25 protein-coding genes and 1 riboswitch are annotated in these 25,368 nt (G+C 61.9%); of the genes, 11 read left to right on the top strand and 14 right to left on the bottom strand.

Translation table 11 applies throughout. The annotated features are described in order from the left end of the window. Positions 1-158: 158 nt before the first annotated feature. Positions 159-1,175, top strand: coding sequence for an IS110 family transposase (locus tag M0D68_RS26560; RefSeq protein ID WP_200655293.1), 1,017 nt, complete (start codon positions 159-161; stop codon positions 1,173-1,175). An 861-nt stretch (positions 1,176-2,036) separates the two neighbouring features. Here the strand turns inward: M0D68_RS26560 and M0D68_RS26555 are convergent. The 5 genes from M0D68_RS26555 to M0D68_RS26535 all read right to left on the bottom strand — a co-directional run bounded on the left by M0D68_RS26555 (position 2,037) and on the right by M0D68_RS26535 (position 4,396). Further along, a complete protein-coding gene (locus M0D68_RS26555) occupies positions 2,037-2,486 on the bottom strand; it encodes a response regulator (protein ID WP_200651129.1) in 450 nt (149 codons plus the stop codon). Next, positions 2,486-3,118 carry a response regulator transcription factor gene (locus tag M0D68_RS26550; RefSeq protein ID WP_054039761.1) on the bottom strand — a complete coding sequence of 211 codons (633 nt, stop codon included), beginning with the start codon at positions 3,116-3,118 and terminating at the stop codon, positions 2,486-2,488. Before M0D68_RS26550 ends, M0D68_RS26555 begins: the two co-directional genes overlap by 1 nt. Positions 3,119-3,288: 170 nt before the next feature. Then, complete coding sequence (locus tag M0D68_RS26545; protein ID WP_266225854.1) at positions 3,289-3,861, bottom strand: bacterioferritin; 573 nt, start codon at positions 3,859-3,861, stop codon at positions 3,289-3,291. 87 nt (positions 3,862-3,948) lie between these two features. Further along, entirely contained in the window at positions 3,949-4,110 is a 162-nt protein-coding gene (locus M0D68_RS26540; protein WP_006052455.1) for a DUF1328 domain-containing protein, read from the bottom strand. Positions 4,111-4,219: 109 nt separating this feature from the next. Continuing rightward, positions 4,220-4,396 carry a DUF1328 domain-containing protein gene (locus tag M0D68_RS26535; RefSeq protein WP_093643018.1) on the bottom strand — a complete coding sequence of 59 codons (177 nt, stop codon included), beginning with the start codon at positions 4,394-4,396 and terminating at the stop codon, positions 4,220-4,222. A 247-nt stretch (positions 4,397-4,643) separates the two neighbouring features. Here M0D68_RS26535 and M0D68_RS26530 point away from each other — a divergent pair, with 247 nt between their 5' ends. After that, complete coding sequence (locus M0D68_RS26530) at positions 4,644-6,047, top strand: sensor histidine kinase (protein ID WP_234489194.1); 1,404 nt, start codon at positions 4,644-4,646, stop codon at positions 6,045-6,047. A gap of 235 nt (positions 6,048-6,282) precedes the next feature. Further along, positions 6,283-6,417, top strand: coding sequence for an entericidin A/B family lipoprotein (locus M0D68_RS26525; protein WP_012433647.1), 135 nt, complete (start codon positions 6,283-6,285; stop codon positions 6,415-6,417). 217 nt (positions 6,418-6,634) lie between these two features. On the opposite strand, the gene M0D68_RS26520 is transcribed toward M0D68_RS26525, so the two are convergent. Next, the gene (locus M0D68_RS26520; RefSeq protein ID WP_200651125.1) at positions 6,635-7,429 is read right to left on the bottom strand and encodes a DUF4397 domain-containing protein; all 795 of its coding nucleotides are present in this window, start codon (positions 7,427-7,429) and stop codon (positions 6,635-6,637) included. A 363-nt stretch (positions 7,430-7,792) separates the two neighbouring features. Here M0D68_RS26520 and M0D68_RS26515 point away from each other — a divergent pair, with 363 nt between their 5' ends. Next, positions 7,793-9,865: an NADPH-dependent 2,4-dienoyl-CoA reductase gene (locus tag M0D68_RS26515; RefSeq protein WP_266225852.1), complete on the top strand. Its 2,073-nt coding sequence runs from the start codon at positions 7,793-7,795 to the stop codon at positions 9,863-9,865. Between the two features lie 43 nt (positions 9,866-9,908). On the opposite strand, the gene M0D68_RS26510 is transcribed toward M0D68_RS26515, so the two are convergent. From M0D68_RS26510 to M0D68_RS26485, 6 genes are all read right to left on the bottom strand, one after another. Beyond that, positions 9,909-10,850, bottom strand: a complete 942-nt coding sequence (locus M0D68_RS26510) for an EamA family transporter (protein WP_093643030.1) — start codon at positions 10,848-10,850, stop codon at positions 9,909-9,911. A 366-nt stretch (positions 10,851-11,216) separates the two neighbouring features. Then, positions 11,217-11,465 (bottom strand): pentapeptide MXKDX repeat protein, encoded by a 249-nt coding sequence (locus M0D68_RS26505; RefSeq protein WP_054039770.1) that lies wholly within the window; start codon positions 11,463-11,465, stop codon positions 11,217-11,219. 127 nt (positions 11,466-11,592) lie between these two features. Further along, a complete protein-coding gene (locus tag M0D68_RS26500; RefSeq protein ID WP_266225851.1) occupies positions 11,593-12,396 on the bottom strand; it encodes a molybdopterin-dependent oxidoreductase in 804 nt (267 codons plus the stop codon). A gap of 50 nt (positions 12,397-12,446) precedes the next feature. Beyond that, positions 12,447-13,085 carry a cytochrome b/b6 domain-containing protein gene (locus M0D68_RS26495; protein WP_266225849.1) on the bottom strand — a complete coding sequence of 213 codons (639 nt, stop codon included), beginning with the start codon at positions 13,083-13,085 and terminating at the stop codon, positions 12,447-12,449. A gap of 45 nt (positions 13,086-13,130) precedes the next feature. Continuing rightward, complete coding sequence (locus tag M0D68_RS26490; protein ID WP_266225847.1) at positions 13,131-13,961, bottom strand: DUF1223 domain-containing protein; 831 nt, start codon at positions 13,959-13,961, stop codon at positions 13,131-13,133. A 190-nt stretch (positions 13,962-14,151) separates the two neighbouring features. Then, positions 14,152-14,619 (bottom strand): hypothetical protein, encoded by a 468-nt coding sequence (locus M0D68_RS26485; protein ID WP_244869937.1) that lies wholly within the window; start codon positions 14,617-14,619, stop codon positions 14,152-14,154. A gap of 529 nt (positions 14,620-15,148) precedes the next feature. Here M0D68_RS26485 and M0D68_RS26480 point away from each other — a divergent pair. The 6 genes from M0D68_RS26480 to M0D68_RS26455 all read left to right on the top strand — a co-directional run bounded on the left by M0D68_RS26480 (position 15,149) and on the right by M0D68_RS26455 (position 22,280). After that, the gene (locus tag M0D68_RS26480) at positions 15,149-15,559 is read left to right on the top strand and encodes a GreA/GreB family elongation factor (RefSeq protein ID WP_093643048.1); all 411 of its coding nucleotides are present in this window, start codon (positions 15,149-15,151) and stop codon (positions 15,557-15,559) included. A 153-nt stretch (positions 15,560-15,712) separates the two neighbouring features. Next, positions 15,713-15,831: riboswitch (TPP riboswitch) on the top strand. Between the two features lie 92 nt (positions 15,832-15,923). Then, positions 15,924-17,855, top strand: coding sequence for a phosphomethylpyrimidine synthase ThiC (gene thiC / locus M0D68_RS26475; protein WP_266225845.1), 1,932 nt, complete (start codon positions 15,924-15,926; stop codon positions 17,853-17,855). A gap of 279 nt (positions 17,856-18,134) precedes the next feature. Beyond that, positions 18,135-18,347 (top strand): glycine zipper 2TM domain-containing protein, encoded by a 213-nt coding sequence (locus M0D68_RS26470; protein WP_093643054.1) that lies wholly within the window; start codon positions 18,135-18,137, stop codon positions 18,345-18,347. A 160-nt stretch (positions 18,348-18,507) separates the two neighbouring features. Next, positions 18,508-18,996, top strand: coding sequence for a hypothetical protein (locus M0D68_RS26465; protein ID WP_211708675.1), 489 nt, complete (start codon positions 18,508-18,510; stop codon positions 18,994-18,996). Positions 18,997-19,399: 403 nt separating this feature from the next. Then, entirely contained in the window at positions 19,400-20,998 is a 1,599-nt protein-coding gene (locus M0D68_RS26460) for an L-lactate permease (protein ID WP_200621968.1), read from the top strand. Between the two features lie 355 nt (positions 20,999-21,353). Beyond that, positions 21,354-22,280 carry a DMT family transporter gene (locus tag M0D68_RS26455; protein ID WP_234487093.1) on the top strand — a complete coding sequence of 309 codons (927 nt, stop codon included), beginning with the start codon at positions 21,354-21,356 and terminating at the stop codon, positions 22,278-22,280. A gap of 581 nt (positions 22,281-22,861) precedes the next feature. Here the strand turns inward: M0D68_RS26455 and M0D68_RS26450 are convergent. Together M0D68_RS26450 and bamC are read right to left on the bottom strand one after the other, a co-directional pair. Then, a complete protein-coding gene (locus M0D68_RS26450) occupies positions 22,862-23,017 on the bottom strand; it encodes a hypothetical protein (RefSeq protein ID WP_167378496.1) in 156 nt (51 codons plus the stop codon). 187 nt (positions 23,018-23,204) lie between these two features. Next, complete coding sequence (gene bamC, locus M0D68_RS26445; RefSeq protein WP_093643063.1) at positions 23,205-24,425, bottom strand: outer membrane protein assembly factor BamC; 1,221 nt, start codon at positions 24,423-24,425, stop codon at positions 23,205-23,207. Positions 24,426-24,934: 509 nt separating this feature from the next. Between bamC and M0D68_RS26440 the strand changes: the two genes are divergently transcribed. Beyond that, complete coding sequence (locus M0D68_RS26440) at positions 24,935-25,357, top strand: DUF2844 domain-containing protein (protein WP_266225858.1); 423 nt, start codon at positions 24,935-24,937, stop codon at positions 25,355-25,357. The last annotated feature ends 11 nt before the right edge of the window (positions 25,358-25,368 follow it).

The following is a 25,368-nucleotide window of genomic DNA, read 5'->3' as shown; positions in this document are numbered from 1 at the left end:
AGCCAGCGGAATCCATCGAGGCCAGCGGGTTCGACCTGCAACAAGGCCGGATATAGTGGAATGGCCTCGTCCCACCTCCGGTGGTAGAGCTCGAAGGGTGTCCACCGAGAGGGTGGCAGGATTGAGGAACCGTGATCCGTAAACGAATGGAGGCCGTCATGAGTGTCACGTTGCTGAGCATCGATCTTGCAAAAAACATCTTCCAACTGCACGGCGTTGACGAGCGCGGTCGGCCAGTGCTGAGTCGGCGGATCAGCCGCACCAAGCTGCTGCAGGCAGTTCTCGATATACCTTGCTGCCGTATCGTGATGGAGGCTTGCGGCGGAGCGCACTATTGGGCCCGCAGGTTCGCTGCAATGGGACATCACGTGCAGATCATCGCTCCGCGGTTCGTCAAACCCTTCGTGAAATCCCAGAAGAACGATCGCAATGATGCCGAGGCGATCACCGAGGCGGCGTCACGTCCGACGATGCGCTATGTCGCCATCAATAGCGTTGAACAGCAGGATATCCAGTCCATGCATCGCATCCGCAGTCTCCTAATGCGGGACCGGATCGCGCAAATCAACCAGATTCGAGGCCTGCTGGCTGAATACGGCGTGGTCATTGCCCAGACGCCGATGAAAGTACGGCAACAGTTGCCGGCAATTCTTGATGATCTGGATAACGAGCTCACCGCGCTTACCCGGTCGATGATGCGCGACATGTATGAGCGACTCGCGCTTCTGGATACACAGATCGCGCGCTACGACGACCTCATCCGTCAAGCACACAAGTCATCCACACTCAGCCAGCGGCTTGAAAAAATCCGAGGTGTCGGACCGATGATCGCAACCGCCGTCATCGCGGCGGCAGGCAGCGCGACTGAGTTCGCAAACGGGCGACAGTTTGCAGCGTGGCTCGGTCTAACGCCACGCCAGCATTCGTCAGGCGGCAGGCAACGTCTGTTCGGCATCACGAAGCGGGGCAACGGATACTTGCGGATGCTTCTGGTCCACGGGGCCAGGTCCGTTGTCCAACAGGCGGCGAAGCATAGCGATACGCTCTCGCGATGGATACTCGAGGTCCAGGCAAGACGGGGAACGAACGTCGCGGTTGTGGCGCTCGCCAACAAGATAGCCCGGACAATCTGGGTGTTGCTGGCTCGAGGGCGTGAATACGAACCTCCAGTATGACCAGGACGATGACAGCACGGCTGCAATAACCTTACCCCTCCTTCGATTGCACAAATGATCTGATTCAATGGCAAACAGGTTGGACCGTCGGCGACAAAACCTGCGCGGTCTTAGGGCTCACGAAGCCGAGGATATATGAAGGAGTCGCCGGGCGAAATCCATTGGGGCCAGGCACATCTGTGCCACAAACAGGCCGAATGTATATATGCAATCCAGCACCTGCATGCAGCGGATCAGACCATTTGGCAAACGGGACGAGGCCATGTATAAAGCCGCAGCCTTCCTGTCTACCAGCACATAAAATTCCTTGGCAAACGGGAGGCGTCCATATAAAAGGACTCATCAGCTCCCACTCCGCACTGCGTGCGTTGCGGACGGGTCTGCTACGGAAACCACCGGCTTCGGTTGCGCGCAGTGAGGGCCGTCGGCTTCGCCTCGGCGAGGCGCCTCTGCACTCTTCCGGGAATCCCGCCTCAAATGATATGGCGGTGCAATGACGAGCCACGGCCCGGTGGCGAGGCGTGAGCGCCAAAACGTAGCGATCGGTTTTATGAATGGCTCTTCGGCGCGCGCAGCGCCGCCGGAAGTATGACGCCCTTGTCACAAGCTTATGCACGGGCACGAACACAGATTCCAGATGCACCACTACCCTGCGCAGACCACGGTGCCCACTTAGCAGGGGCTTCTAGCCGCTTTCTTTTGCCTACTTTTCTTTGCGGCGGCAAAGAAAAGTAGGTGCCCCCCCGCACAGGGGGAACGCTAATAGACCACTAGCAATGCAAGGAAAGGCACCAAAGCCAGGCCAAGGAAACCCCAAAACCCTACGAACACCGACAAAAAACGCCCCACAAAACAAGCCCATCACCCAGCGCCCCGCGCAAAAGCATACTCATGCAGAGCATCGATCACCCGATCAAACTCGAACGACTTGTCGTAGAAGTGCCGAACGCCATACTGTTCACAGCGCTCCCGATAAGCCGGCAACGCATGATTCGTCAACACCGCAGCGAAAATCGACTCGACCATTCCCTCGCGCTGCAGATAAGCGAGCACCGGCACCCCCGAGCCCTGCTTCAACTGCAGGTCCACAATCACCGCATCAAAAGCCTCATCGCTCAACAAGGCAATCGCCTGATCAGCCGAATCCGCATATGCGGCCACCTGCAGCAAACCCGATGCATCGATGGCCTCGACGAGACTCCTGCGTATCAGCGGCGAATCCTCGATCAGCAGCACGCGCAACGGCGCGCGACTGGCTGGTCCGGCATCAATGTTCGATTCGCTGTTCATCGGTGTATCTCGACCATTCATTATTCGATCAAGCCGTTCTTGATCGCGTAATAAGTCAGATCGGCATTGTTCGCCAACCGCATCTTCTCCAGCACGCGAGCCCGATAAGTACTCACGGTCTTCACCGACAAATGCAATTCCTCCGCAATGTCAGTCGGAATTTGTCCCGCTGCGAGCTTGCAGAATATCTGGAACTCGCGCTCCGAGAGTGCTTCGTGGGGTCGTCCCACCGCCGGCTTGTCGAGGTTGTCGGCCAGCGTGTCGGCGACGGCCTCAGACAGATAACGATGCCCGCGCGCCACCGCGCGGATCGCCCGCACAATCTCCTCGGGCTCGCAGTCTTTATTCAGGTAGCCGTTGGCGCCCGCGCGCAGCAGGTTGATCGCGTATTGGCTCTCCGGATAGCCCGACAGAATCAGTACGCCCTGCTCCGGGCGCACCTGCCTGATCACACGCAACGTGTCGATGCCGTTCTTGTCCGGCATCGCGATGTCGAGCAACACCACGTCGAACGCCTGCTCCCGCACAAGGCTGATGGTTTCGTCGCCGGTCGAGGCTTCGGCCGCGACGCACATGTCCGGCTCGTCAGCGACGAACTGCCGGAAACCACCTCGGACGATCGCATGGTCGTCAGCTATCAGCACTCGAATCATCAGTTTGGCGTCCGTGCTACAGGATTGCTCCAAAGCAGACATTGTAATGATCTCTGGCACCGTCTTTGCCGAAGACCGATGTGCACAGCGTAGCGGTGCATCGAACCATACCGGCACGGGCAGCGGACGCCTTTCGACGTCCGCTTCCCGACTCCACCTCTCAACCTCGCCTACTCGCGGCCGTCAAGCAGGTCCGCCATATCATCGGCGTGCTCCTCTTCGACAGCAAGAATTTCTTCAAACAGCCGGCGCGTCGTCACGTCCTTCTCGCCGAGATAATGCACGATCTCACGATACGTATCGATCGCAATACGCTCGGCAATCAGGTTTTCGCGAATCATGTCCGTCAGATTGCTGCCTTCCTTGTACTCCGAATGCGAACGCGTCTTCAGGCCGTCCGGTGCAAAATCCGGCTCGCCGCCAAGCTGCACGATACGCTCGGCGATGCGGTCGGCGTGCTCCTGCTCTTCCGCGGCATGCGCCGCGAATTCCGCCGCCACGCCTTCGGAGTTGATGCCCTTGGCCATGAAGTGATGCCGTTTATAACGCAGCACGCAGACCATTTCAGTGGCCAGCGAATCGTTGAGCAGTTTCAGCACCGTCTCACGGTCCGCACCGTAGCTTTGCGTGACCGGACCATCCGACATATGCTTGCGGGCGTCTTCGCGGATCTTTTTGATGTCCATCACGAACGATCCGCTGGATTGAGATGCTGCGCCTTGGGCGCCAGAAACCTTCGCCATTGAGATTCTCCTTTATCCGGTATTGGGGGAACTGCGTATCCCGCACGAATCGCGCCTGATACGCCGGTTTAAGGAAGGCGCATTCGTCTACGTTCGGAATACGCCGAGCAGCAGCGTAACCACGAACACGACAAGGAAGATGTAGAACAGGATCTTCGCGATTTCGGCCGCACCCGCGGCGATTCCGGTAAAACCGAACACGGCTGCGATGATCGCAATCACGAAAAAGACGATGGCATAGTGAAGCATGGCGACTCTCCTTGTTGGTATCTGCATCAAGAGACCCTGAGGCGAATCCGAAGCGAACCGTTCCCTCACAATCAACGGAAACAGCACGCAAGCGCCTCATCGAACGGCGCTAATCGACGATCTTCTTCGTGACCACGAAGCCGAGCACGAGGAACACCACGCACAGAATCACGAACACCATAAACAGGAACTTTGCGATCACCGCTGCGCCCGCTGCCACGCCGGTAAACCCAAGAAGGCCGGCGATCACCGCCACGACGGCGAAGAACAATGCCCATTTCAACATGATGGCTTCCTCCAGAATCAGTCAATGAACGATCAGGTTCATCCTATCGGTCGTCGACGCTGGGCGCATTCCGACGTGCTCCGTTTTTCGTGTGAGAATCCGCTTACACAGGATTACGGCGGCGTTACGCCGCCTGCTCCATCGTCGAGCCCGGCGGGCGTTACACTGATGCTCACCTCAGGAGCCAAAAGTGCTGAACGTGTCGAACACGCATAAATCAGGGGCCACCGTGCGGCTGGGCGACTGGATGCGCAATCGCAGTTGGGCCATCGCGATGACCGTGGCAATCGTCATCACCGTGGGCGGGCTCGTGATTCTCGAAACCGCGCGCCAACGCATTGCCGCTGAATACGAAACGGCACTCGAAGCGCGCGACGTCACGGTTCAATTGAGCACGCTCGCAAGCCAGCTATCCCGCCTCAACGCTCACCAAAGCGATTTTCTTCTGACGAAGCAGGATTCATCTGCTCAAGGCTTTTGCGCAACCGCCGTGCAGATACGGCAGAACGAACAGCAGCTAAGCCGGTTTTACCGCGGCGGCAAGGCGGACAGCGCCGAGCTCGCGAGCTTCACCCAGATCGTCGCGCTGATCGACGCACGCATCGGCGCGGGCGCTGCTGCATTGCAACGCGCGACAACGAATTCGCTCGATCTCTCCGCCTGCGGCAGTGCCGGCGAGGCCAATCCGGCGGATGCCACACTGGTCGACAGCACGCTCACGCTGCTGCGCGACAACGAGGAGCGCCGCGCGCAGCACGCGCTCGACGCAAGCCGCGCCGACCAGCGCATCTCCACGCTGTGCGCGGCGGCGCTGTCCGCGCTCAACATCGTGCTGTTCATCCTGCTGTTTCGCAATCTCGGCATCCAGATGAACCGGCAGGCGCGCGTGCAGCGTCAACTGATCACGCAACAGGAAGAGCTCGACCAGCTTGTCAACGAACGCACGCGTCAGCTCGAGGCGCTCGGCTGGCACTTGCAGGCCGTCAGCGAAAACGAAAAGACGCAGCTCGCGCGCGAACTGCACGACGAACTCGGCGCCATTCTGACCGCGAGCAAAATGGATGTGGCCTGGGCCAACCGCAAACTGAAGGACAGTGCCCCGGATATCTCCGAGAAACTCAAGCGCGCGCTCGCCAATCTCGACCAGGGCATTGCGCTGAAGCGCCGCATCATCGAAGACATGCGGCCCACCGTGCTGGCGAACTTCGGGCTCGTTACTGCCTTGCGCACGCTTGCCGACGAAGCCGCGCAGCGCAACAACTGGACGCTCGAATCGCACTTGCCCGCCGACGATATCCAGCTCGACGAGCAAACCGAAATCGCGCTCTTTCGCGTCGCGCAGGAGTCGCTCACGAACGCCGCCAAGTATGCACGGGCCTCGAAGGTGTCGATCGCCTTGCAGGTCGGCGACGGCGAGGTGGCACTGCGTATCGCGGACAACGGCGTCGGCATCACGCCCGCCGATCTGCAGCGCACGCACACCCATGGGCTGCTCGGCATGCGCCAGCGGGTTGCCGCGCATGGCGGGCGCTTCGATATCCAGCGCGGCGCGCCGAATGGCACCGACATCCATGTGGTGATGCCGAGTGTCAGCACGGCCACGCCGTCAGTGGATCTGCCGCCGTCGACCCCGTCGCGAACAGCCGTCTAGCAGGGCTTTGCGGCACATTGCAATAGCCGGTGTAGGACTGCGCCGACGCAAACACCGGAGCACGCCTACAACAAAATCGCAGCGCAACCGACAGCGCCGCCTCCGCCCTTTTTTTAACATGCAATCAGACCGGATCGACTGGCGTAAGCCCCGGTCGGACGACAGCTAGCCGGGCTAGCGCGTGCCGTACAGGATGGGCACGTCAACCGATGCATTCTCGACAAGGAGAACTTTCATGAATCGACTGATCGCTTTGCTTCTCATTGCAGGGACGGCTGCGCTCGCCGGTTGCAACACGATGGCGGGGGCTGGGCAGGATATTTCGAAGGGTGGCAACGCCATCACGAATTCAGCCGAGCAAGCCAAGTAAGTTAGCGGCAACGCATCGACTGCGCGGCGCCTCACGGCGCCCTGCCATGAAGGAATTCCACAGCCCGTCGCGGGAAACCGCGGCGGGCTTTTTTTATAGTCGGCTCCGCAAACGAAACAAAACGGCGATCCACTTGCGTGGATCGCCGCTCTGTCCTCCCTGAGACTGTCGCTTATCGTATCTATCGACTGCTATGCACGCATGCGGGTTCGCGAGCTTATTGACCCGTCAGCGTGTTCGTGAGTTCAACGCTCGGCGTGCCGGTGTTGCCGTTCTGTGCGATCAGCAAATGGATCTGCCCCGGCACGAGCTGGCTCAGCGCACCGGCGATCGGCACCGACGTCACCAGCCAGTCGGCGTTGTTCGACAGCGAGAAAGCCGACGACTGGAAGATCGGCGTCTTGCTGCCCGCCACCGTCGCGATCAACACGTACTGGCCGCCGGACACATAGATCGAATCCTGGCCGCTTGCCGGCACCGCGTTCTTGAACGACACGCCCGCCATCGTCGGGCTGACATTGCTGATGTCAGTGCTGGTCGACTGAACCAGATACAGGTCGAGATTGGTCGCGTTAGCCGATGCATTGAAGCCGCGCAGGCGCGCGCTATTCGAGAGCAGCCCCTTGTCGAACGGATCGTCGATCAGGCCGATATCCGGCGCTGTCGCACCCGGCAGAGCCAGCACCGTGTATTCATGGCCCTTCGCAACGTCGGGGAAGTTACCGCTCGCCAACGCGGTCGTCGTGCCAGTGTTCGAGTACGCGACGGAGGTTGAACCCGTGTTGATGTTGGTGAGGTTCGTTACGCCCTTATAGCTGATGTTCGTCTGTCCCGAAGGTGCGGTACCGTTCACGAGAAAGTCCACTGCTGGCCCGCCAGGAATTGCGTGGATGAAATGGATCTCCGGATTCGTCAGACCGAGTTCCTTGCCTACGTCGCTGCCGCTCCCACCGCATGCGGCAAGGACAGATGCAACAGCGGCCACAGCCGCCATGGTTCGGATCGTTTTCATTGTGTTCCACCTATATCGATGTTGGGCTCTCGAGCCGTTAATTTGCGAGCGCCCGGCCTCGGACATCGCGCCGCCTGGAAACCTTGTTCGTTGGTCGTTAGAACGGTTCCAGGCTGGCTCTCCGAAATGAAGCGCCCCCTCCCTCTCCCTGCTGCACATCGCGCCCGTGCTGGTGAGCGGCGTGGTCCGTGTCGATGGACGCTCGAATTCAGCAATGCGTGTGCCGCGGGTTCGATAGGGCTTCCGGCATCAGACGAATGGCTTACTGAGCAACGCGTTGCGCGGATTAGAATTTTTCCTCGGAGGGTTGGCACGTTTCGCGGTGTATTGTTCGCGCACAACCATACTTACACGGTCCCCTGCATGCCTTACCAACACTTACTCGCTGAACTCGACCTCGGCTTTACCCGCTTGCGCAATCGCGTGGTAATGGGTTCGATGCACACCGGCATGGAGGATCGCTTCTGGAATTACCCGAAACTGGCCGAGTATTTCCGTGAGCGCGCGAAAGGCGGCGTCGGTCTGATCGTCACGGGCGGCATCTCGCCGAACCGGCAAGGCTGGCTGCTGCCCTTCGGCGGCACGCTGAACTCGGTGTTCGATCTGCGCAATCACCGCTTGCTGACCGAGGCCGTGCATGCCGAAGGCGGCAAGATCGCGTTGCAGATCCTGCATGCGGGCCGCTATGGGTATCAGCCTTTCGTCGTGTCGGCCTCGGCGCTCAAGTCGCCGATCTCGAAGTTCAAACCGCGCGCGCTCACCGAAGCCGGCATTGCGCGGACCGTGCGCGACTATGCCCGCTGCGCGCGCCTTGCCCAGCGCGCCGGTTACGACGGCATCGAGATCATGGGCAGCGAAGGCTATCTGCTCAACCAGTTCCTCTGTCCGCGTACGAACCAGCGCACCGACCGCTACGGCGGCAGCATCGAGAACCGCATGCGGCTCGCGCGCGAGATTGTCGAGCGCGTGCGCGCGGTGTGCGGCGAACGCTTTATCGTGGTGTACCGGCTCTCGCTGATCGATCTGGTCGAAGGCGGCAACACGTGGGAAGAAACCGTGCAGGTCGCCCAGGCGCTCGAAGCCGCCGGCGTCACGATGTTCAACACGGGAATCGGCTGGCACGAAGCGCGGGTGCCGACTATCGTGACCTCAGTGCCGCGTGCTGCCTTCGCTGCATTGAGCGCGCGGCTGAAGGCGGCGGTCAAGGTGCCGGTGATCGTGTCGAACCGCATCAACACGCCCGAGGTCGCCGAAGAACTGCTCGCTCAGGGAGCGGGCGATCTGGTGTCGATGGCAAGGCCGCTTCTCGCCGACCCCGAGTTCGTGCTGAAAACCGCTGAAGGACGCGCGCGCGAAATCAACACCTGTATCGCCTGCAATCAGGCCTGCCTCGATCACACGTTCAAGAACCAGCGTGCAAGTTGTCTCGTAAACCCCCGTGCGGGGCGCGAAACCGAGTTGATCTACCGGCCGGTCTCGGGCTCACAAGCCGCGCGTTCGGTTGCCGTGGTCGGCGCGGGTCCGGCGGGACTTTCGGCGGCGACCGTCGCGGCCTCACGCGGGCATCGCGTGACCTTATTCGATGCGAGCGCAACGATCGGCGGCCAGTTCAATCTGGCGATGCGCGTGCCGGGCAAGGAAGAGTTCAGTGAAACGATCCGCTATTTTCAGAGCCAGTTGGAACGGCATCGCGTCGACGTGCGGCTCGAGACGCGCGTCGATCCCGCTCTGCTCGCGGCAGGCGGTTACGACGATGTGATCATCGCCACGGGCATCGTGCCGCGGAGCCCGGCGATCGCAGGTATTAACGGGCCTAACGTGCTGTCTTATGTGGATGTGCTGCGCGGTGCGCCGGTGGGACGCCGCGTGGCGGTGATCGGTGCGGGCGGGATCGGCTTCGATGTCAGTGAGTTTCTGCTGCATCGTTCCGGCGACCCTCTGCCCGTGCCACGCGATACATGGCTCGATGAATGGGGTGTCGATCTTACGGTGAGGGAACGCGGTGGTTTGAAACCGCCGGCGCCGGCAGAGCCATTCCGTGAGATCTGGTTGCTGCAGCGTAAGGCCGGCAAGCTCGGTATGGGGCTCGGCAAGACCTCCGGCTGGGTGCATCGCGCGACGCTGGCCAGAAACGGCGTGAAGATGCTCGGCGGCGTGTCGTATCAGGAGATCAGCGAACGCGGGTTGAAGATCGCGCGTGAAGGGATCGAGGAATGGCTTGAAGTGGACACGATCGTCGTGTGCGCGGGACAGGAATCGCTGCGCGATCTGCATCCGGAGACGGCGGCACAAACTGCGGATAGGAAAAACAGCGCGAATGGTGCGAACGACTCAAACGCTCCGCGCTATCACCTGATCGGCGGCGCCAAGGTCGCGACCGAACTGGATGCGAAACGCGCGATTCGCGAGGGTGCGGAGGTAGCGGCGGCGCTCTGAGCCACTGTGGCAATGGAGAGCGGAGGCGGCCGCGCCGCCCTCCTTAAGCCAGCCCCTTCTTCCGGTAATCGAACCAGAAAGACAGCCCCACGCTGGCCAGAATCACGATCGTCGCGATGACCGTCGAACGCGTTACCGGCTCGCCGAGCAACAACGCGCCGAGCGCCACCGCCACCACCGGATTCACGTACATGCAACTGCTGGCGATGATCGGACTTGTATGCCGGATCAGAAAGCCGTACGCGACGTAGGCGGTCATCGTGCCGACCAGCATCAGGTAGACGAAGGCCAGCACCGGCAGAAAATGCACTTCCATCATGCGCTCGCCGGACACCCAGGCGACCATCGTCGACATCGCGCCGCCGAGGCCGATCTGCAGCGACGTCGACAGAAACAGGTCCGACGGCAGCTTCAGCCGCCCGGCCAGATGCGCGCCGCCGGCCCAGAAAAGCGCACCACACAGGATCGCCAGACTGCCGCCCGCCGATCCCGGCGCAGTGTCGCCGTGACTCAGGATCGCGATGCCCACCAGCCCAAGGCCAACTGCGAACCACTCGCCTCTGCCGATCTTGCGCCCCGCCACCGCCGCGATCACCGTCGCGAACAGCGGCACGGTCGCGACCATCACGGCTGCGGTGCCGGTGCCGACCGTGCGCATGCCGTAGGCCAGCATGCCGCTCGACAGGCCGACCAGCATCGTGCCGACCAGGCCGGCATTGCGGATTTCACCCGCGCTCGGCCAGACCGGATTGCGGCGCGCCGCGAAGATGAACAGTCCTATCCCGGCAAACAGGTTGCGCAAGCCGGAGAGCAGCAAGGGCGGAAACGAACCCAGCGCGACATGCACGGCGAGATACGTCGAACCCCATACGAGATAGACGACGGCGAGCGCGAGCGCGATCTGTCCATTGCGGGACTGCGGCAAACGGATGGGGAAACCACGCGGGAAACTACGCGAAAAGCGGCTGGGGAGTTGCGGCGCCATACGTTCAAACCGCCCATGCCGCTCGAGGTGCTGCGCCCCCGCTGAAGACCCTGTGACGGGATGGCGGACACCGCATCGGCGATGCGGTCTGACGGGCGAGGCTGGCGGACATGTCGGTGGAACGGAAGGACGATAGATGGCCAATGGGGCCACAACGCCGCGGCAATCGATGGAAATCGAGCCACGGCTGACACACGCCAAATGTTGGGCGCGCATCGCATTATGCAGTAAGCGCCCACCGCGTCGCCTGAAAGAATCGTAACTTTTTTGCGTGCTTGCAACAGAAAAGCCGGGGACGTATCCCCGGCTTTGGGCTCACCTGTGACACCGGCGCTCAAGCTATGCAACCGGCATCGCTGGCAATGCTCAGTTGGCCATGGCGCCCGATGCCTCGTGCTTCATGCCCATCGCGTCGCTGCCCTTTTTCATCTTGTCGTGCTTCATCGTGTTCTTCTTCATGCTGTCCTTCGACATGGTGTCTTTGGACATCGAATCCTTCGACATCGTGTCCTTGGACATTGCATCGTTGGACATTGCGCCGCTGGCCTGCGCGAACGCGGCGCCGCCGCTGGTCAGGAGGGCGACGGCCATTGCTGCGATTGCGAACTTTTTCATGGGATGACTCCGTTTTGTAGTGGATAAACCTGAACCGGCTTCTGGCTTCTACCTTGCGCCGGGTACTTCCGAAGCTTCTGCCGCCCGGGGTCGCGCGTCCGGCATTGCACGCGCCGACCCGCGCGCGTCAGGAGCCTCCGAACCAGTTGTAGCCCTGGTCGACCCAATAGCCGCCGGGATACGTGTTAGTGACGAACATCTCGACGATGTGCTTCGGATTCTTGTAGCCGAGCTTGGTCGGCATGCGCAGCTTCATCGGGAAGCCGTATTTCGCGGGTAGTCGCTCGCCGTCGTATTCGAAGGTCAGGAGCGTTTGCGGATGCAGCGCGGTCGGCATGTCGATGCTTTCGTAGTAGTCGTCGGCGCATTTGAAGCCGACGTACTTCGCGCTCGTATCCGCGCCGATGCGCCGCAGAAAATCGGCAAACGGCGTGCCGCCCCAGCGGCCGATCGCGCTCCAGCCTTCCACGCAGATATGCCGCGTGATCTGCTCGGCATGCGGCAGCGCGTACAACTCGGGCAAGGTCCAGACGCGCTGACCGGTGACGAGGCCGCTGATCTTCAGCTTGTAGTCGGAGGGGTCGACATCGGGGACGTCGTCGATACCGTAGAACGCATTGAACGGAAACGGACGCGTGATTTGCGCTTCCGTGTAGGTCGGCGCGAGCTGCTTCGGATCGAATAGTGCGGCCTGTGCGCGGTCGTTCAGGCGCGACACGGCCGTCAGGAATGCAGTGACCGAATCGTTGTCGGTGAGCGAGCAGCCCGTCAGCATCGACAGACCGCCGAGCGTCAGAAGCCGCTTGCCGAACAGGCGCCGCGACGGCATTGCGAGTTCGCGCCGGGCGTCGATCAGGATCGATTCGCGGTCGAGCTTATCGTCAGGCATGGCGGCGAACTTTCGATCGGGTTGTGTATTGGGTCGGATCATGATTCGATGTCCTTAGGCATGGCGTGTCCGCTTATCCGTGTATCCACGGCCTAGCGTCCGCGCAGCATCGCCACCAGCGAGCGCGGCACGAGGGCTACCATCACCAGATGCACGGCAATAAACGCAGCCATCAGCGACATGGCGCAGAAGTGGACGATGCGTGCGTTGTCGTAGCCGCCCATCAACTCGCGCAGCAGCGGAAACTGCACCGATTTCCAGATCGCGAGGCCCGAGAGCACCAGCACGATCAGATCGCAAACAACAAACAGATAAGCGAATTTCTGCACCGCGTTATAGACGCGCAGATCCGCGTGCGAGAGCTTGCCGGTCAGCGCGGCGATGAAGTCGTGCAGCACGGCGCGCGGCGAGACCGGCAGAAACTTGCGCACGAAGCGCCCGCTGGCCAGATTCAGCGCGAGATACAGCAGACCGTTGAAGACCAGCAGCCACATCGCCGCGAAGTGCCACTGCAGCGCGCCGCCTAGCCAGCCGCCAAGCGTGATCGCCGGCGGAAACGTGAAGCCTTTGAAGATCGGCGAGGCGTCATAGATGCGCCAGCCGGACAGCATCATGAGGACGGCCGCGAGTGCGTTGAGCCAATGCGTGACGCGCACCCACACCGGATGAATCGTGCCGCTCTTAGGCGTCGCGGGCGGAGCGGTTTTGCTAAGAGCATGAGGCGTGGCCATGGAAATCTCCGATGAAATAGGGAGCGCTGCGGGGTCGTCTCGCGCTCAATTGCAGGCGGCGAGCTCGCCCACTTGCAGCACGTCGCCGGTCGCAGCGTTTTCGACAAAGGCGACGACGCCGAAGTGATCCGCCGGAGCATTCGCATCGGCATCGTCGATACGGATATCGCGGCGGATTTGCGCGTTACCGGCGACCAGCGGCACAGGTCCGATCCATTGCCGCACGACGCGTTCGTGATGCAGCGTCGCGCCGCTGTTTTCCCCGGCCCTAACCTGCGAGTTCAACGCGTTCTGGTAGACCGCGACGTAGGCATTCAGCGGAGCTGTGGTGCCTGTCGACTTGCTGGTGAATTGCGCATCGACATTGAAGGCGCCTTTCGTCTGAGGTTTCAGTTCAAGCGCCACGTTCGCCTGCGCCGGTTCGGCAACGACCTGGCCGATGCGGCTCTGGAAACTGTCGCGTTGCGACCAGCTGCGCAGTTCGCGGCCTGATACGAAGATTTCAGGCGTATAGATGGTGTGGCCGCCGGCGAGGTCGGTGAGGGTCTGCTGACGTTCAGTAAAGCGATGTTGCGAGAAACGGTCGGTCCAACCGAGGCTATTCCAGTAGTCCACATGCAGCGCCAACGGCACGATGCTTTGGCTTGCACCACTGTTTTTCCACTGACTCAGCCAGTTGTCGGCCGGCGGGCAGCTGTTGCAGCCTTCGCTGCTGTAGAGCTCCACCAGCGCTACGCGGTGCGATGGGCTGTGCGACGCACACACGGCGCCTGCTGCGCTTGCAAGGCCACTGGCGAAGAGGGTTGTCAGCGCTACGGCTAGCGCGATTGCGCGAGTGACATACCGATTGCCTCGGCGGGTTCGTGCGGTTTGCATGGCGTGCTCCATCGGAATCTGCACGTTTGTCGAACCACAAGCCCGCTTATGACAGCCGGTTTTGAATTTTTATTTTTGTCTGCGTTGTTCGCCTACGGTCGAGACCGTTCCATGCTGTTTATCCCCGCGGGGCGCGGTGTGTCTGTACGCTTGCGGGCGAACCGCCCCAAAGCGCCCCGCGGAGGGTGTCTCAGTCGTAACTCACGACAACCGTCACCCGGGTATCCTGCCCGGCATTCTTCGGTGCGAGCGACAACACGCCGCCGTCGCGGCCAACGCGGTAGTGGCCGTCGCTAGCCGCACGGAACACACGTCCGCGGCTGTCGACAAAACGCTCAGTCAGCGCGTCACCGTTACGCGCTGTCGCGGCGCTATTCACCTGAAGCGCGACATCGGCGCCCGTCGCCACGCCCGGCTCAGCGCTAAAGATCAGCGTGACCGCTGAACCCGACTGATCAAGCCGCGCGCTCCTGGCATCGACACGCGCCCCGGCGGGCGCCACCGAAATCTCCAGTTGCGACGCCACGATCGCGCCCGAAAAACTGATCGTTCCGCCATTCGCGGCCACCGCCGGCATTGGCGCCGCAATGAGCGCAACCAGCGTTGCCGTCGCCGCGACCGCGCTGAGCCCCTCAAACCGCCCCATTCCAGTTTTCATCAGCACCTCTCCTTAAGCCGTCTCGAATCGCATCGCGCCATTGACGCGCTGCCCACCGCCGCTCACTCGACTGGGCAACGGCCGCCCCTACAGGCGGATTAACGGCAGCGCGACGGCGGTCTTGAACGACCCCGTGCGATATCGACACGCCGCAACGCGTATCCACGGCGCCTCCCAGCGGCGATTAAGAAGACGCCCGGCCCGTGCTAACATTCACCTTTCGATTGCGTCGATCAAGCTTTCCTTCCGACGCTCCCTCACTACTTTTCGTACTCTGCCGGCTACCCCAATGCGCGTTCCGTTTTCCCGAGCCCTCACCCGTTTGCGCCCCCGCCGCGCAACCGGCTGCGCGCGCGCGGACATCGCGACGCCACACGCCGGCCAGCCGTCCCGAACGCTCCCGCTTCTCGCCGCCCGGCGCCCGATCTGACGCATTTCCCCTCCATTACCGGGGCCGCGTCGTCGGGCTCCGGGCCGGTCTCATCCGCACGCTGTCCCCTTACATGCAGATCGAATTGGAGAACCCGTCATGAAAAAGACGAAAACCTGCTACCTCACCGAACTCGACGTCGCTCGTCTTGAAAAGCACGCAGCCGCGCCCGGCGCTGACACCAAGCTGCAAGACATGCTCGACGACGTCCTGGAGCGCGCTGTGATCGTCGAATCGCGCGACATCCCCGCGAACGTCGTCACGATGAATTCGCAAGCCACGCTGGTCGATGAAACCAGTGGCGAGCAGATGACCTGGACCGTTGTCTATCCGCCCAACGCGGACTTCGCACACGGCCGCCTGAACGTGTTTTCGCCGGTCGGTCTTGCGCTGCTCGGCGCCAAACGCGGCGAGCGCATCCGCTTCACGCCGCCGAGCGGCACGGAGAAGGTGTTGAAGCTCGAGAAGATCCTGTTTCAGCCCGAAGCCGCCGACGATTTCACGCTGTAAGCCCAAGCCATTCGCGACGCGGAACGCTGCGCCGCATCATTCCCGGCAGCCCTATCACAATAAGAATAGTGCGTGGCTGACCGGCGTTATCTCCGACATCTGACTTTTTCAAGACGGGTTGCCAAGCAACGCCCGGGCGGTGTATCGTGTGCGCTGCTAACGCGGGGGTCCTGCGTGGCACGGAGGTTGGAGGTCCGTGTTGCGTGGGTGAGAAATACCCTTTGAACCTGATCTGGATAATGCCAGCGCAGGGAAGCGTACGGATTTCGCACCTGGTCTACCGTTTCATCTCTCGCGAATTCCGACAACTTCCGTCTCGTCTCCTGCTTAGCGGCCCCACATTGCTATGCCGAGGAGATAACGCATGAACGCCAACCCGAAGTTCCTTTCCGCCGACGCCCACGTCGATGCCGCCGCTGTCGCGCCGCTGCCGAATTCCCGCAAGGTCTACGTGACCGGCTCGCGACCCGATATCCGCGTGCCGATGCGCGAAATTTCCCAGGCGGATACGCCGGATAGCTTCGGCGGCGAGAAGAATCCGCCGGTCTTCGTCTACGATACGTCGGGCCCCTACTCCGATCCGGAAGCCAAGATCGACATCCGCGCCGGTCTGCCCGCGCTGCGTCAAGCCTGGATCGAAGAGCGCGGCGACACCGAAGCGCTGACGGGCCTCTCGAGCGACTTCAGCCGCGAACGCGCCGCCGATACCGCGACTGCCGATCTGCGTTTCAAGGGCCTGCATCGCACGCCGCGTCGCGCCATCGCCGGCAAGAACGTCTCGCAGATGCACTACGCGCGTCGCGGCATCATCACGCCGGAGATGGAATACATCGCGATTCGCGAGAACCAGCAACGCGCCGCGTATCTGGAGACCCTGAAGACGAGCGGTCCGAACGGCGAAAAGCTCGCCGCGATGATGGGCCGCCAGCATCCGGGCCAGGCGTTCGGTGCGAGCGCATTCGGTCCCGATGGCCTGAAGGAAATCACCGCGGAATTCGTGCGCGAAGAAGTTGCGCGCGGCCGCGCGATCATCCCGAACAACATCAACCACCCGGAAAGCGAGCCGATGATCATCGGCCGCAACTTCCTCGTGAAGGTGAATGCGAACATCGGCAACTCGGCGGTGACCTCCTCCATCGGCGAAGAAGTCGACAAGATGACCTGGGCGATCCGCTGGGGCGGCGACACGGTGATGGATCTGTCCACCGGCAAGCACATTCACGAAACACGCGAGTGGATCATCCGCAATTCGCCGGTGCCGATCGGCACGGTGCCGATCTATCAGGCTTTGGAGAAGGTCAACGGCAAGGCCGAAGATCTGACGTGGGAAATCTTCCGCGACACGCTGATCGAACAGGCGGAACAAGGCGTCGACTACTTCACGATTCACGCGGGCGTGCGTCTGCAATACGTGCCGCTCACAGCGAAGCGTATGACGGGCATCGTCTCGCGCGGCGGCTCGATCATGGCGAAGTGGTGCCTCGCTCACCACAAGGAAAGCTTCCTGTACGAGCACTTCGAAGACATCTGCGAAATCATGAAGGCGTACGACGTGGCCTTCTCGCTCGGCGACGGCCTGCGTCCCGGCTCGATCTACGACGCGAACGACGAGGCTCAACTCGGCGAGTTGAAGACGCTCGGCGAGCTCACGCAGATCGCGTGGAAGCACGACGTTCAAACCATGATTGAAGGCCCCGGCCACGTGCCGATGCAGTTGATCAAGGAGAACATGGATCTGCAACTGGAATGGTGTGACGAAGCACCGTTCTACACGCTGGGACCGTTGACGACCGACATCGCGCCGGGCTACGACCACATCACCTCGGGCATTGGCGCGGCGATGATCGGCTGGTTCGGCACGGCGATGCTCTGCTACGTCACGCCGAAGGAACACCTCGGGCTGCCGAACAAGGACGACGTCAAGACCGGCATCATCACGTACAAGCTCGCCGCGCACGCCGCCGATCTGGCGAAGGGCCATCCGGGCGCGCAGGTGCGTGACAACGCATTGTCGAAGGCGCGTTTTGAATTCCGTTGGGAAGACCAGTTCAATCTCGGTCTCGACCCGGACAAGGCACGCGAATTCCACGACGAAACCCTGCCGAAGGATTCGGCCAAGGTCGCGCACTTCTGTTCGATGTGCGGCCCGCACTTCTGCTCGATGAAGATCACGCAGGATGTGCGCGAATTCGCCGCGCAACAAGGTCTCTCCGACGACGACGCGCTGAAGAAAGGCATGGAAGTGAAGTCGATCGAGTTCATGAAGAAAGGCGCTGAGATCTATCAGCGGCAGTAAGGTAAGGATCGCGGGCGCACTAGCACGCGCCCGCCATTCGAACCGTCTGCGTCCGGTATTGCAGCACCGAAGCCCGCCACTGGCGGGCTTTTGCGTTTCTGAGCAGCCGGGCACGCCGCATGCTGACAGAAGGGAAACATTTGATTACGAAACCGACACCTTGCTGACAAGCTCACACATCCGGATACGGGCTGCGGCGATAAGATCAAATGTAAGGACGGGGGTGATTCATCCATTTCCACGAAGCATTGTCCAGACACAATGAATGGAGTCAGCATCATGAAATCGATTCGTCAACTCAGTACGTTCGCTGCGATCGTCGCGGTTGTCGCCAGTCTTTCCGCGTGTGACAACATGACCACGCGGCAACGCGATACGGTGATCGGCGCGGGTGTGGGCGGCGCCGCAGGCGGACTGATCGGCGGCAATGCACTGTCGACGATTGGCGGTGCGGCAGCCGGCGGCATCATCGGCAATCAGGTCGGCAAGTAAGCGCACGAACAGGACCAGCGTCATACAGGGGCTTCGCGAAATGCTTTGCAATGGCGTGAAATAAGCCGTTACGGTTTTGCAATCCTGTTGACGCTGCGGCGGCGTAAGCTCAAGCCACTACGCCCCGGATGGCGGCGTGTGATGTAACCAGGAGCACGTCATGAAGTCCCCCGTCGTCAAGTCCCTTCGCGCAATCAGCCAGCGGCTGCCGCGCGGCTTGCCCCGTCTTTCCCAAACCGGCATCACGCTGGCCGGCGTGGCCTGTGTGCTGACGCTGTCCGGCTGCTACTACCCGTACGGCTACTATCCAGGCGCCTACCCGTATTACGCTTACGGCACTGTTCCAGCGAATGGCGCCCAGCAGGATGTCCCCGTAGGGACGGCCGGGGATTCGGCCACTTCGCAACAGCAGGCTCAGGCGGCGCAGCAGGCGCGAGCCAATTCGCAATCCCAGCCGGCCACCTACGCAGTCGCTCAGCCGCCGCCCGTTTACGTTGCTCCCCCTTATCCCGTCTACTATCCGCCGCCGGTCTATCCGGCTTATTACGGGTATCCAGGCTGGTATGGCCCGTCGGTTTCGATCGGCGTCGGTTTCGGCTGCTGTTGGGGAGGCCATGGCGGCTGGGGTGGTCACGGTCACTGGCACTGAATCCCGCAGCCGGATCTTGCTGATCTGCTTTGTCCGTCCCGTGCCCGCAGCTATCGGGGCACGGGATGAACCCATGCCCCACGACGTCGTGCGCACCCCGCTGTCTGAAAGTCGGCCTAGCCGCCAGCATGCGCCATGCCGCGCCGGGAGGGTCTCACGCGCATCATGCCGCGACGATCCCGCCACGCAAGACGCGGCGCCTCCCTCCCTCCTTCGCCCGTACTTTCCCTTCTTGACGCGCTCCAATCGGGCCCTATGCTTGGGAAAGCCACACGCAGTACCTGTTTAAATAAGCGACCCGGCTCGTCTTCGACGTGCCGCCGACGCCCATCCGTCCTGCCCGAGCGACGCGCCCCGTAGTGCGTAGTCCCGCGTCGAATCGAACAACAACGAAGGAGACGTGATGTTTCACCAACTACTCACACCCGTCGGCAATTCGCTACCGCTCTCGTTCCTCGTCGCCGCCTTGCCGATCATTGTCGTGTTGCTGTTGCTCGGCTGGGCCCGTCGGCCGGCCTGGCAGGCATCGCTTGCGGGCCTGATCGTCGGGCTGATCGTGGCGATTTTCGTCTGGCAGTTTCCGGTTGGACTCGCGGCCGCATCAGTGGCCAACGGCGCGGTGTTCGCCTGCTGGCCGGTGATGTGGATCGTGTTCACCGCGATCCTGCTCTACAACATCTCGCAGCGCTCGGGCCGCTTCGCCGCCTTCCGCATGTGGATGATCGATAACCTGCCGAACGATCGCCGCGTGGTGCTGGTGGTGATCGGCTTTTCGTTCGGCGCGCTGCTCGAAGGGATTTCCGGCTTCGGCACGCCGGTCGCGATCACCAGTTCGCTGTTGATCCTGCTCGGTTTTCCGACCCTCGAAGCACTCACCTTCACGCTGATCTTCAACACCGCGCCGGTTGCCTTCGGCGCGCTCGGCGTGCCGATCACCGTGCTCGGCGCGGTCACACACCTGCCGGCCGATTCGCTCGCCAAGATGGTCGGCCGCCAGTTGCCTTTCTTCGCCTTCCTGCTGCCGTTCTATGTGATCGGCGTCTATGCGGGCTTTCGTAACATGCTGCGCGTGTGGCCGGTCCTGCTGGTGTCCGGTGCGAGCTTCGCGCTGACCCAGTTCATCGCGTCGAACTACGTGAACTACAGCCTGACCGACGTGCTGTCGTCGATGGTGTCGCTGATCCTCACCATCGCGTTCCTGCGCGTCTGGAAGCCCGCCGCCGATCCGAAGTTCGCGATCAACATCGATCGGGTGGGCGAGGTGCGCGGCAAGATCAGCGGCGGCCAGGGCTGGTATCCGTGGATCATCGTCTCGGCGGTGGTGATCGTCTGGACCGTCGCCAAAATCTTCCTGATCGGCGACGTCAAGCTACCGTGGCCGGGCCTCGACAAGGCGGTGTTCATCACCCTGTACAACACGCCGTACGGCGCGGTGTGGGACTTCCAGCCGCTCGCGACCGGCACGGCGATTCTGGTGGCCGCTATCATCACGACGTTCGTGACGGGGCTGAGCGCGCGCGAATTCGGCAAGGCTATTGCCGACACGTGGGTCCAGACGCGCATCGCCATTCTGACGGTGGCGACCATCGTGGCGCTCGCCTATCTGATGAACTACTCGGGACTTACCTACACGCTCGGGCTTGGTGCCGCGTCGGTCGGACCGTTCTTTCCGCTGGTGTCGGCGTTCCTCGGCTGGGTCGCGGTGTTCCTGTCCGGCAGCGATACCTCGGGCAACGCGTTGTTCGGCAATCTGCAGGTGGTGGCGGCCAATCAGCTGAATCTGAACCCGATCCTGATGGCCGCGACCAATTCGTCGGGCGGCGTGATGGGTAAGATGATCTCGCCGCAAAACATCTCGACCGGCGTGGCGACGACCGACCTCAAGGGCAAGGAAGGCGTCGTGTTCGCCAAGACCTTCAAGCATTCGATTCTGTTGACGGTGATCCTCGGCGTGCTGGTCTGGCTGCAGCAGAATTTCCTGCAGTGGATGATTCCGCATTGAGGCGCGCCTGGCCCATCGACGCAACTATTCGCGCCCACTAATTCCTTGGAGCGGGAGCTTGTGTGATGGGCCAGGATCACTGGTGCGTTGCCGCAATATAATTCACGCTCCCCATGCGCCCGCCCCGCCGGGCCTGCACCGGGGGTACTCCCCGCGCCAGTCTCATCGCAATTTTTCTCACATTAGCGTGAGAATTGCTCGTTTTGCGGCCGGCGCGACCGCGCTTACGATAACGGCTATCAGACGTCCTCCATCCCCCGAATCTTGCCGTTTCATTCCAGCCTGAAACGTTTCGCGTGATCGCGCTGCTACGATGCGCAGGCGTCTCGACTCAACCGCGCGCGGCGCTACGACAATGAATGCCAAAAACCTGCTGCAACTGCTGATCCTGGCCGCCCTGTGGGGCGCCTCGTTTCTGTTTATCCGCGTCGGCGTAACCGACTTCGGCGTCGCGCCGCTGATGGCGTTGCGCGTCGGCATCGGCGCGGCCTTTCTCGCCGTCGTCCTGATTGCGCGGCGGCCGCTGCGCGAGTCCGCGACGATCCTGCGCGCGCGTGCTTTTCCCTTGCTGGTGGTCGGCATCCTGAATTCCGCGGCGCCGTTCTGCCTGTTCGCGTATGCCGAGTTGACGCTGTCGGCTGGCGTGACGTCCGTGATCAATGCGACCACGCCGCTGTGGGGCGGCCTCATTGGCTTCCTGTGGCTGCGTGACCGCCTGAGCGCGCTGCGCACGCTCGGTCTCGTGATCGGCTTTCTCGGCGTCCTGATGCTGGTGTGGGATCAGATCGCCACGCCGAACGGCTCGGCCGCAACTCCGGCGACCACCGCGCTCGCGGCCGCCGCCGCGCTCGGCGCCACGCTGCTTTACGGCATCGCCGCCAATTACACGAAGCGCCATCTGACCGGCGTCGACGCATTGACCGTCGCGACGGGCACGATGACCGGCGCCACCATCGTGCTGCTGCCGCTCGCCGTGATCTACTGGCCGGCCGCGCCGATCTCGCTGCACGCGTGGGGCGCGGTCATCGCGCTGGGCATCGCGTGTACCGGCGTTGCCTACATGCTGTTCTTCCATCTGATCGCGGTGGCCGGGCCGGCACGCGCGATTACGGTGACCTTCGTGATTCCGATCTTCGGCATTCTGTGGGGCGCCCTGTTTCTCGGCGAAACCGTGTCGCTGGGCATGCTGGAAGGCTGTGGCGTGATTCTCGTCGGCACCGCGCTTGCCACCGGTGTGGTCAAACGTCTGCCGTGGTTCGGGCCGCGCCGCGCCGATACCTGAAAGCCACCTCGCACGATACGTTCGGCGCGATCCGTTTCTCGCCTCCGCGAGGGCCGCGCCGACACAGAACACCGCCTCGCGCGACGCCTTCAACATCGCCGCCTTCCCGTCACGCACCGCTCGCCGCGTCAGCGGCCCGACAACCCGTTTCGAGCACCCAAAAAAATAGCCCGCACTCCGTTGGAGTGCGGGCGAAACCGTCGCCCTACGAGGATAGGCGACGGGGCCACCGAGGCCGCGCGCCGTGCGCGCAGGCCATCATCGGGCTAAGTACCGGTTCGTTCGCCGGTGCCGAAAGGGTCTGGGAATCGCCGATTGGACACACGCCGCAAACTCACGTCGGATGTTACGAATCCGGCCCCATGAGTCTTTAAAAGCAGCTTGTGTGCCAGTTATAGCGATTTACAAGAAATTGTTCGCAAGGCATTGATTTTTATTACATTATTTTGCGAGCGAGGGGATCTGACAGGGTCTACGGAAGGGGCTTCGCGAGTTACGTCACCGGGGTAACGTCACGTTACATGCGGCCGCACAAGGGCGGCCGCGCCGACTCGTTTCATGCGTTTGAAGCAAGCCGACCATCACCGCACCGGCCATTTCGTGCGTTGCGCGGCCGTATGCCGGACCCGCAAACCTGTTGGCCGCTGCGTCTCGCGCCGCTCCAAGGCTGCGCCGCAGACAAGCGCCAGGACGAGCAAGCTCGCCGCCCACATCCAGTAAGGAATCACGTCGAACATGGCCATCTCCCCGTTAAGCGTCGCCGGTTCATACCGGTGTTTCAGACAGAAAGCAAAACACGTGCGCGCTGCGATAACGGTCTACGGCTCACTGCGCCGTCAATAAATTGCGGACATAAAAAAACCCGCCCGGAATTGCCTTCCGGGCGGGTTTTGAGACAGCGTTCGCTGTTTGCTACAGCTTCGTTCAGTGCAACTGGTCGACCATCAGACCCATGATCTGCTTGGCCTGCGGGCTCTGATCGATAGATCCCTTGTCGTCGACCACTGCCACTCGGGTCTGGTCAGGCGTCACCGCGCGCACGTTCACGAGATACTGCTTGGCGACCTTTTCCTTCTTGCCGTGGAACACCTGGCTCCAGAAGCCCTGCTCCGCCGAGCTCAGATCCTTCGGATCGACGTAGCGCACGAAGTACAGGCCGCGGCTCGCGTCGCGATCGTCGACCGTGAAGTTGCTGCGATCGAGCGCGAGGCCCACGCGCAGCCACGCACGGTCATACGGCTCGCTGAGCGTCAGCTCGGTGGACGAGAACTGTGCCGCCGTGGTGTTCGCCGCGTCATCCGGCATAGGCTGTTGCGCCGACAACGCCACGTTTTGCGCCGCCGTGGCCGCAGCCGCCGATTTCGCGCCCGCCGTAGCCGCGTTCGGCGCCGTTTGCGTCCCTGCCGGCGAGAGCTGGGCGCTTTGCGTCGTGCGCGAATCGGCCAGCGCCAGCGCTGCCATCAAGCGCTTCAGATATTCCTGCTCCAGGCCCGGATCGTTCGGCTTGGCTTCCCACTTGGTCGACTCGTTGTTCGTGCCGGTGATCGCCTCGCGCATGCCCTTCTGGCTGATGAACACATAGGTGCCGCCGTTCGGCGCCGTTTCGAGACGCGTGCGGTACTTGTTGCGCTCAGAACTCACATAGCTGTTGCCCATTGCCTTGGACAGCGTGTCGCGGATCAACCCTTCATTGATCGAAGCGTGCGTTTCGTTCCAGTCCGTTTCCATCACGCCCTTGTCGCGCTGGTCGACCACCAGCAGGAAGCCCTGTTCCTGCCAGAAACGGCGGATCGGGGCCCACGCCTGGTCGGGCGCCTTGTTGTCGATCACAAGCCAGCTTTCCGTGCCGTCGCGCTGGATGTGCATGCCGGTCACCTGCGGCACCACCGTCAGGGTGTTCGCGGCCGGTGCTTGCGCCTGGACCTGCTGGAGCGTGGACAGCGAGGTTTCGCCGCCTTGCGGGGGCAACGAACGCTGATCGGCCGTCTCATCGATCATGTTCGGCGGTACGGCAAGTGACACTTGCTTCGATTTCGAGTCGCTTTTGTAGTCGATTTTGGTCGGCGACGAGGTGCCGCAGCCGGCGACCAGACCGCCTGCCATCAGCATTACTGCAAACCGCTTGGTAAGACGAAGATCAGTCATGTTCGGGGAATCCTTCCGCTACGCCACGGCAAGTTTCCGTGGATCAACCCAACATTTTACCGATCCCGGCGAGTCATGTGCAAAAACCCAGCTTTGCCCGTGAATTGAGCAGCGCGCGGACGGCAAATCCTGGGGTGCGTCGAAGGGTCTGGATACCGATGAATCGCTGCGCTGCGTGTCCCTTTCGTCTCGGAAAAACGCGCCGCTTCACGGCGGCGATCATGTCCTTCCGCGGCAAATTTAACAGTTCACAACGTTTCTCAAACGCCTGTAGGTCGTGACCTAGCTCCTTGTCAGATCATTGTTTTAAAAGACACTTTTCACCTTCGCCACAGACTATTTCCGAGATTCGCTGAAGCGCCGCGCGCCGCGCCTGACAACGATCAGGAAACCTGAGTGTTATCTTGAATTGAACATCTCAATAAAAATTTAGCGCCCCGGGTTTTCCAATAACGAGACAGGTTGCCATGCCAAATTCCTCTTTCTTACCAGCCTTCGCTGTCCCGGCAATGGTGGCTGCCCTGTTGTCTGTCAGTGCCGATGTGCGTGCCGAATTGGGCGGCACGATGCCCAGCCAGGCGAATTCGACGGCCGCGGCGCCCCAAACCTTGCTGAACGGCGCCTTACGCCTGCGCACAATGACCGACGCAGGCAACACCACCATCAACGAGTACGCGACGAATAGCGGCCAGATCATCGCTTATACGTGGCAAGGCCCGACCATGCCGGATCTGCGCGCGCTGCTCGGCCGGTACGCCGACTCCTACAGGGCGGGCGCCGCCGCATCGGCGCCTGTCGGCAATCTGCACGCCTCTCGGGTTGTCAGGCCAGACGTGATCGTGGAATCGGGTGGTCCGATGCGCGGCTATGTCGGACGCGCGTGGCTGCCGGCGGCGCTGCCCGCCGGTGTCACCGCCGACGACCTCCGCTGACGCGGGCCAGC

This window comes from Paraburkholderia sp. SEWSISQ10-3 4 (genome assembly GCF_030464785.1).
In the GTDB taxonomy this organism is placed as follows: Bacteria; Pseudomonadota; Gammaproteobacteria; order Burkholderiales; family Burkholderiaceae; genus Paraburkholderia; species Paraburkholderia aspalathi.
The sequence above is the reverse complement of the archived record's forward strand: the minus strand, read 5'-3'. Positions and strand labels throughout refer to the sequence as shown.

What these genes read in the sequence shown, in the direction of transcription:
- M0D68_RS26440 (WP_266225858.1), top strand. Translation starts at nt 24,935, where the DNA reads ATGGTGGCTGCCCTGTTGTCTGTCAGTGCCGATGTGCGTGCCGAATTG.
- M0D68_RS26500 (WP_266225851.1), bottom strand. Translation starts at nt 12,396, where the DNA reads ATGATCCGACCCAATACACAACCCGATCGAAAGTTCGCCGCCATGCCT.
- M0D68_RS26485 (WP_244869937.1), bottom strand. Translation starts at nt 14,619, where the DNA reads ATGAAAACTGGAATGGGGCGGTTTGAGGGGCTCAGCGCGGTCGCGGCG.
- M0D68_RS26520 (WP_200651125.1), bottom strand. Translation starts at nt 7,429, where the DNA reads ATGAAAACGATCCGAACCATGGCGGCTGTGGCCGCTGTTGCATCTGTC.
- M0D68_RS26455 (WP_234487093.1), top strand. Translation starts at nt 21,354, where the DNA reads ATGAATGCCAAAAACCTGCTGCAACTGCTGATCCTGGCCGCCCTGTGG.
- M0D68_RS26465 (WP_211708675.1), top strand. Translation starts at nt 18,508, where the DNA reads ATGAAGTCCCCCGTCGTCAAGTCCCTTCGCGCAATCAGCCAGCGGCTG.
- M0D68_RS26490 (WP_266225847.1), bottom strand. Translation starts at nt 13,961, where the DNA reads ATGCAAACCGCACGAACCCGCCGAGGCAATCGGTATGTCACTCGCGCA.
- M0D68_RS26555 (WP_200651129.1), bottom strand. Translation starts at nt 2,486, where the DNA reads ATGAATGGTCGAGATACACCGATGAACAGCGAATCGAACATTGATGCC.
- M0D68_RS26470 (WP_093643054.1), top strand. Translation starts at nt 18,135, where the DNA reads ATGAAATCGATTCGTCAACTCAGTACGTTCGCTGCGATCGTCGCGGTT.
- M0D68_RS26450 (WP_167378496.1), bottom strand. Translation starts at nt 23,017, where the DNA reads ATGTTCGACGTGATTCCTTACTGGATGTGGGCGGCGAGCTTGCTCGTC.
- M0D68_RS26550 (WP_054039761.1), bottom strand. Translation starts at nt 3,118, where the DNA reads ATGATTCGAGTGCTGATAGCTGACGACCATGCGATCGTCCGAGGTGGT.
- M0D68_RS26530 (WP_234489194.1), top strand. Translation starts at nt 4,644, where the DNA reads ATGCGCAATCGCAGTTGGGCCATCGCGATGACCGTGGCAATCGTCATC.
- thiC (WP_266225845.1), top strand. Translation starts at nt 15,924, where the DNA reads ATGAACGCCAACCCGAAGTTCCTTTCCGCCGACGCCCACGTCGATGCC.
- M0D68_RS26525 (WP_012433647.1), top strand. Translation starts at nt 6,283, where the DNA reads ATGAATCGACTGATCGCTTTGCTTCTCATTGCAGGGACGGCTGCGCTC.
- M0D68_RS26495 (WP_266225849.1), bottom strand. Translation starts at nt 13,085, where the DNA reads ATGGCCACGCCTCATGCTCTTAGCAAAACCGCTCCGCCCGCGACGCCT.
- M0D68_RS26480 (WP_093643048.1), top strand. Translation starts at nt 15,149, where the DNA reads ATGAAAAAGACGAAAACCTGCTACCTCACCGAACTCGACGTCGCTCGT.
- bamC (WP_093643063.1), bottom strand. Translation starts at nt 24,425, where the DNA reads ATGACTGATCTTCGTCTTACCAAGCGGTTTGCAGTAATGCTGATGGCA.
- M0D68_RS26460 (WP_200621968.1), top strand. Translation starts at nt 19,400, where the DNA reads ATGTTTCACCAACTACTCACACCCGTCGGCAATTCGCTACCGCTCTCG.
- M0D68_RS26545 (WP_266225854.1), bottom strand. Translation starts at nt 3,861, where the DNA reads ATGGCGAAGGTTTCTGGCGCCCAAGGCGCAGCATCTCAATCCAGCGGA.
- M0D68_RS26560 (WP_200655293.1), top strand. Translation starts at nt 159, where the DNA reads ATGAGTGTCACGTTGCTGAGCATCGATCTTGCAAAAAACATCTTCCAA.
- M0D68_RS26515 (WP_266225852.1), top strand. Translation starts at nt 7,793, where the DNA reads ATGCCTTACCAACACTTACTCGCTGAACTCGACCTCGGCTTTACCCGC.
- M0D68_RS26535 (WP_093643018.1), bottom strand. Translation starts at nt 4,396, where the DNA reads ATGTTGAAATGGGCATTGTTCTTCGCCGTCGTGGCGGTGATCGCCGGC.
- M0D68_RS26510 (WP_093643030.1), bottom strand. Translation starts at nt 10,850, where the DNA reads ATGGCGCCGCAACTCCCCAGCCGCTTTTCGCGTAGTTTCCCGCGTGGT.
- M0D68_RS26505 (WP_054039770.1), bottom strand. Translation starts at nt 11,465, where the DNA reads ATGAAAAAGTTCGCAATCGCAGCAATGGCCGTCGCCCTCCTGACCAGC.
- M0D68_RS26540 (WP_006052455.1), bottom strand. Translation starts at nt 4,110, where the DNA reads ATGCTTCACTATGCCATCGTCTTTTTCGTGATTGCGATCATCGCAGCC.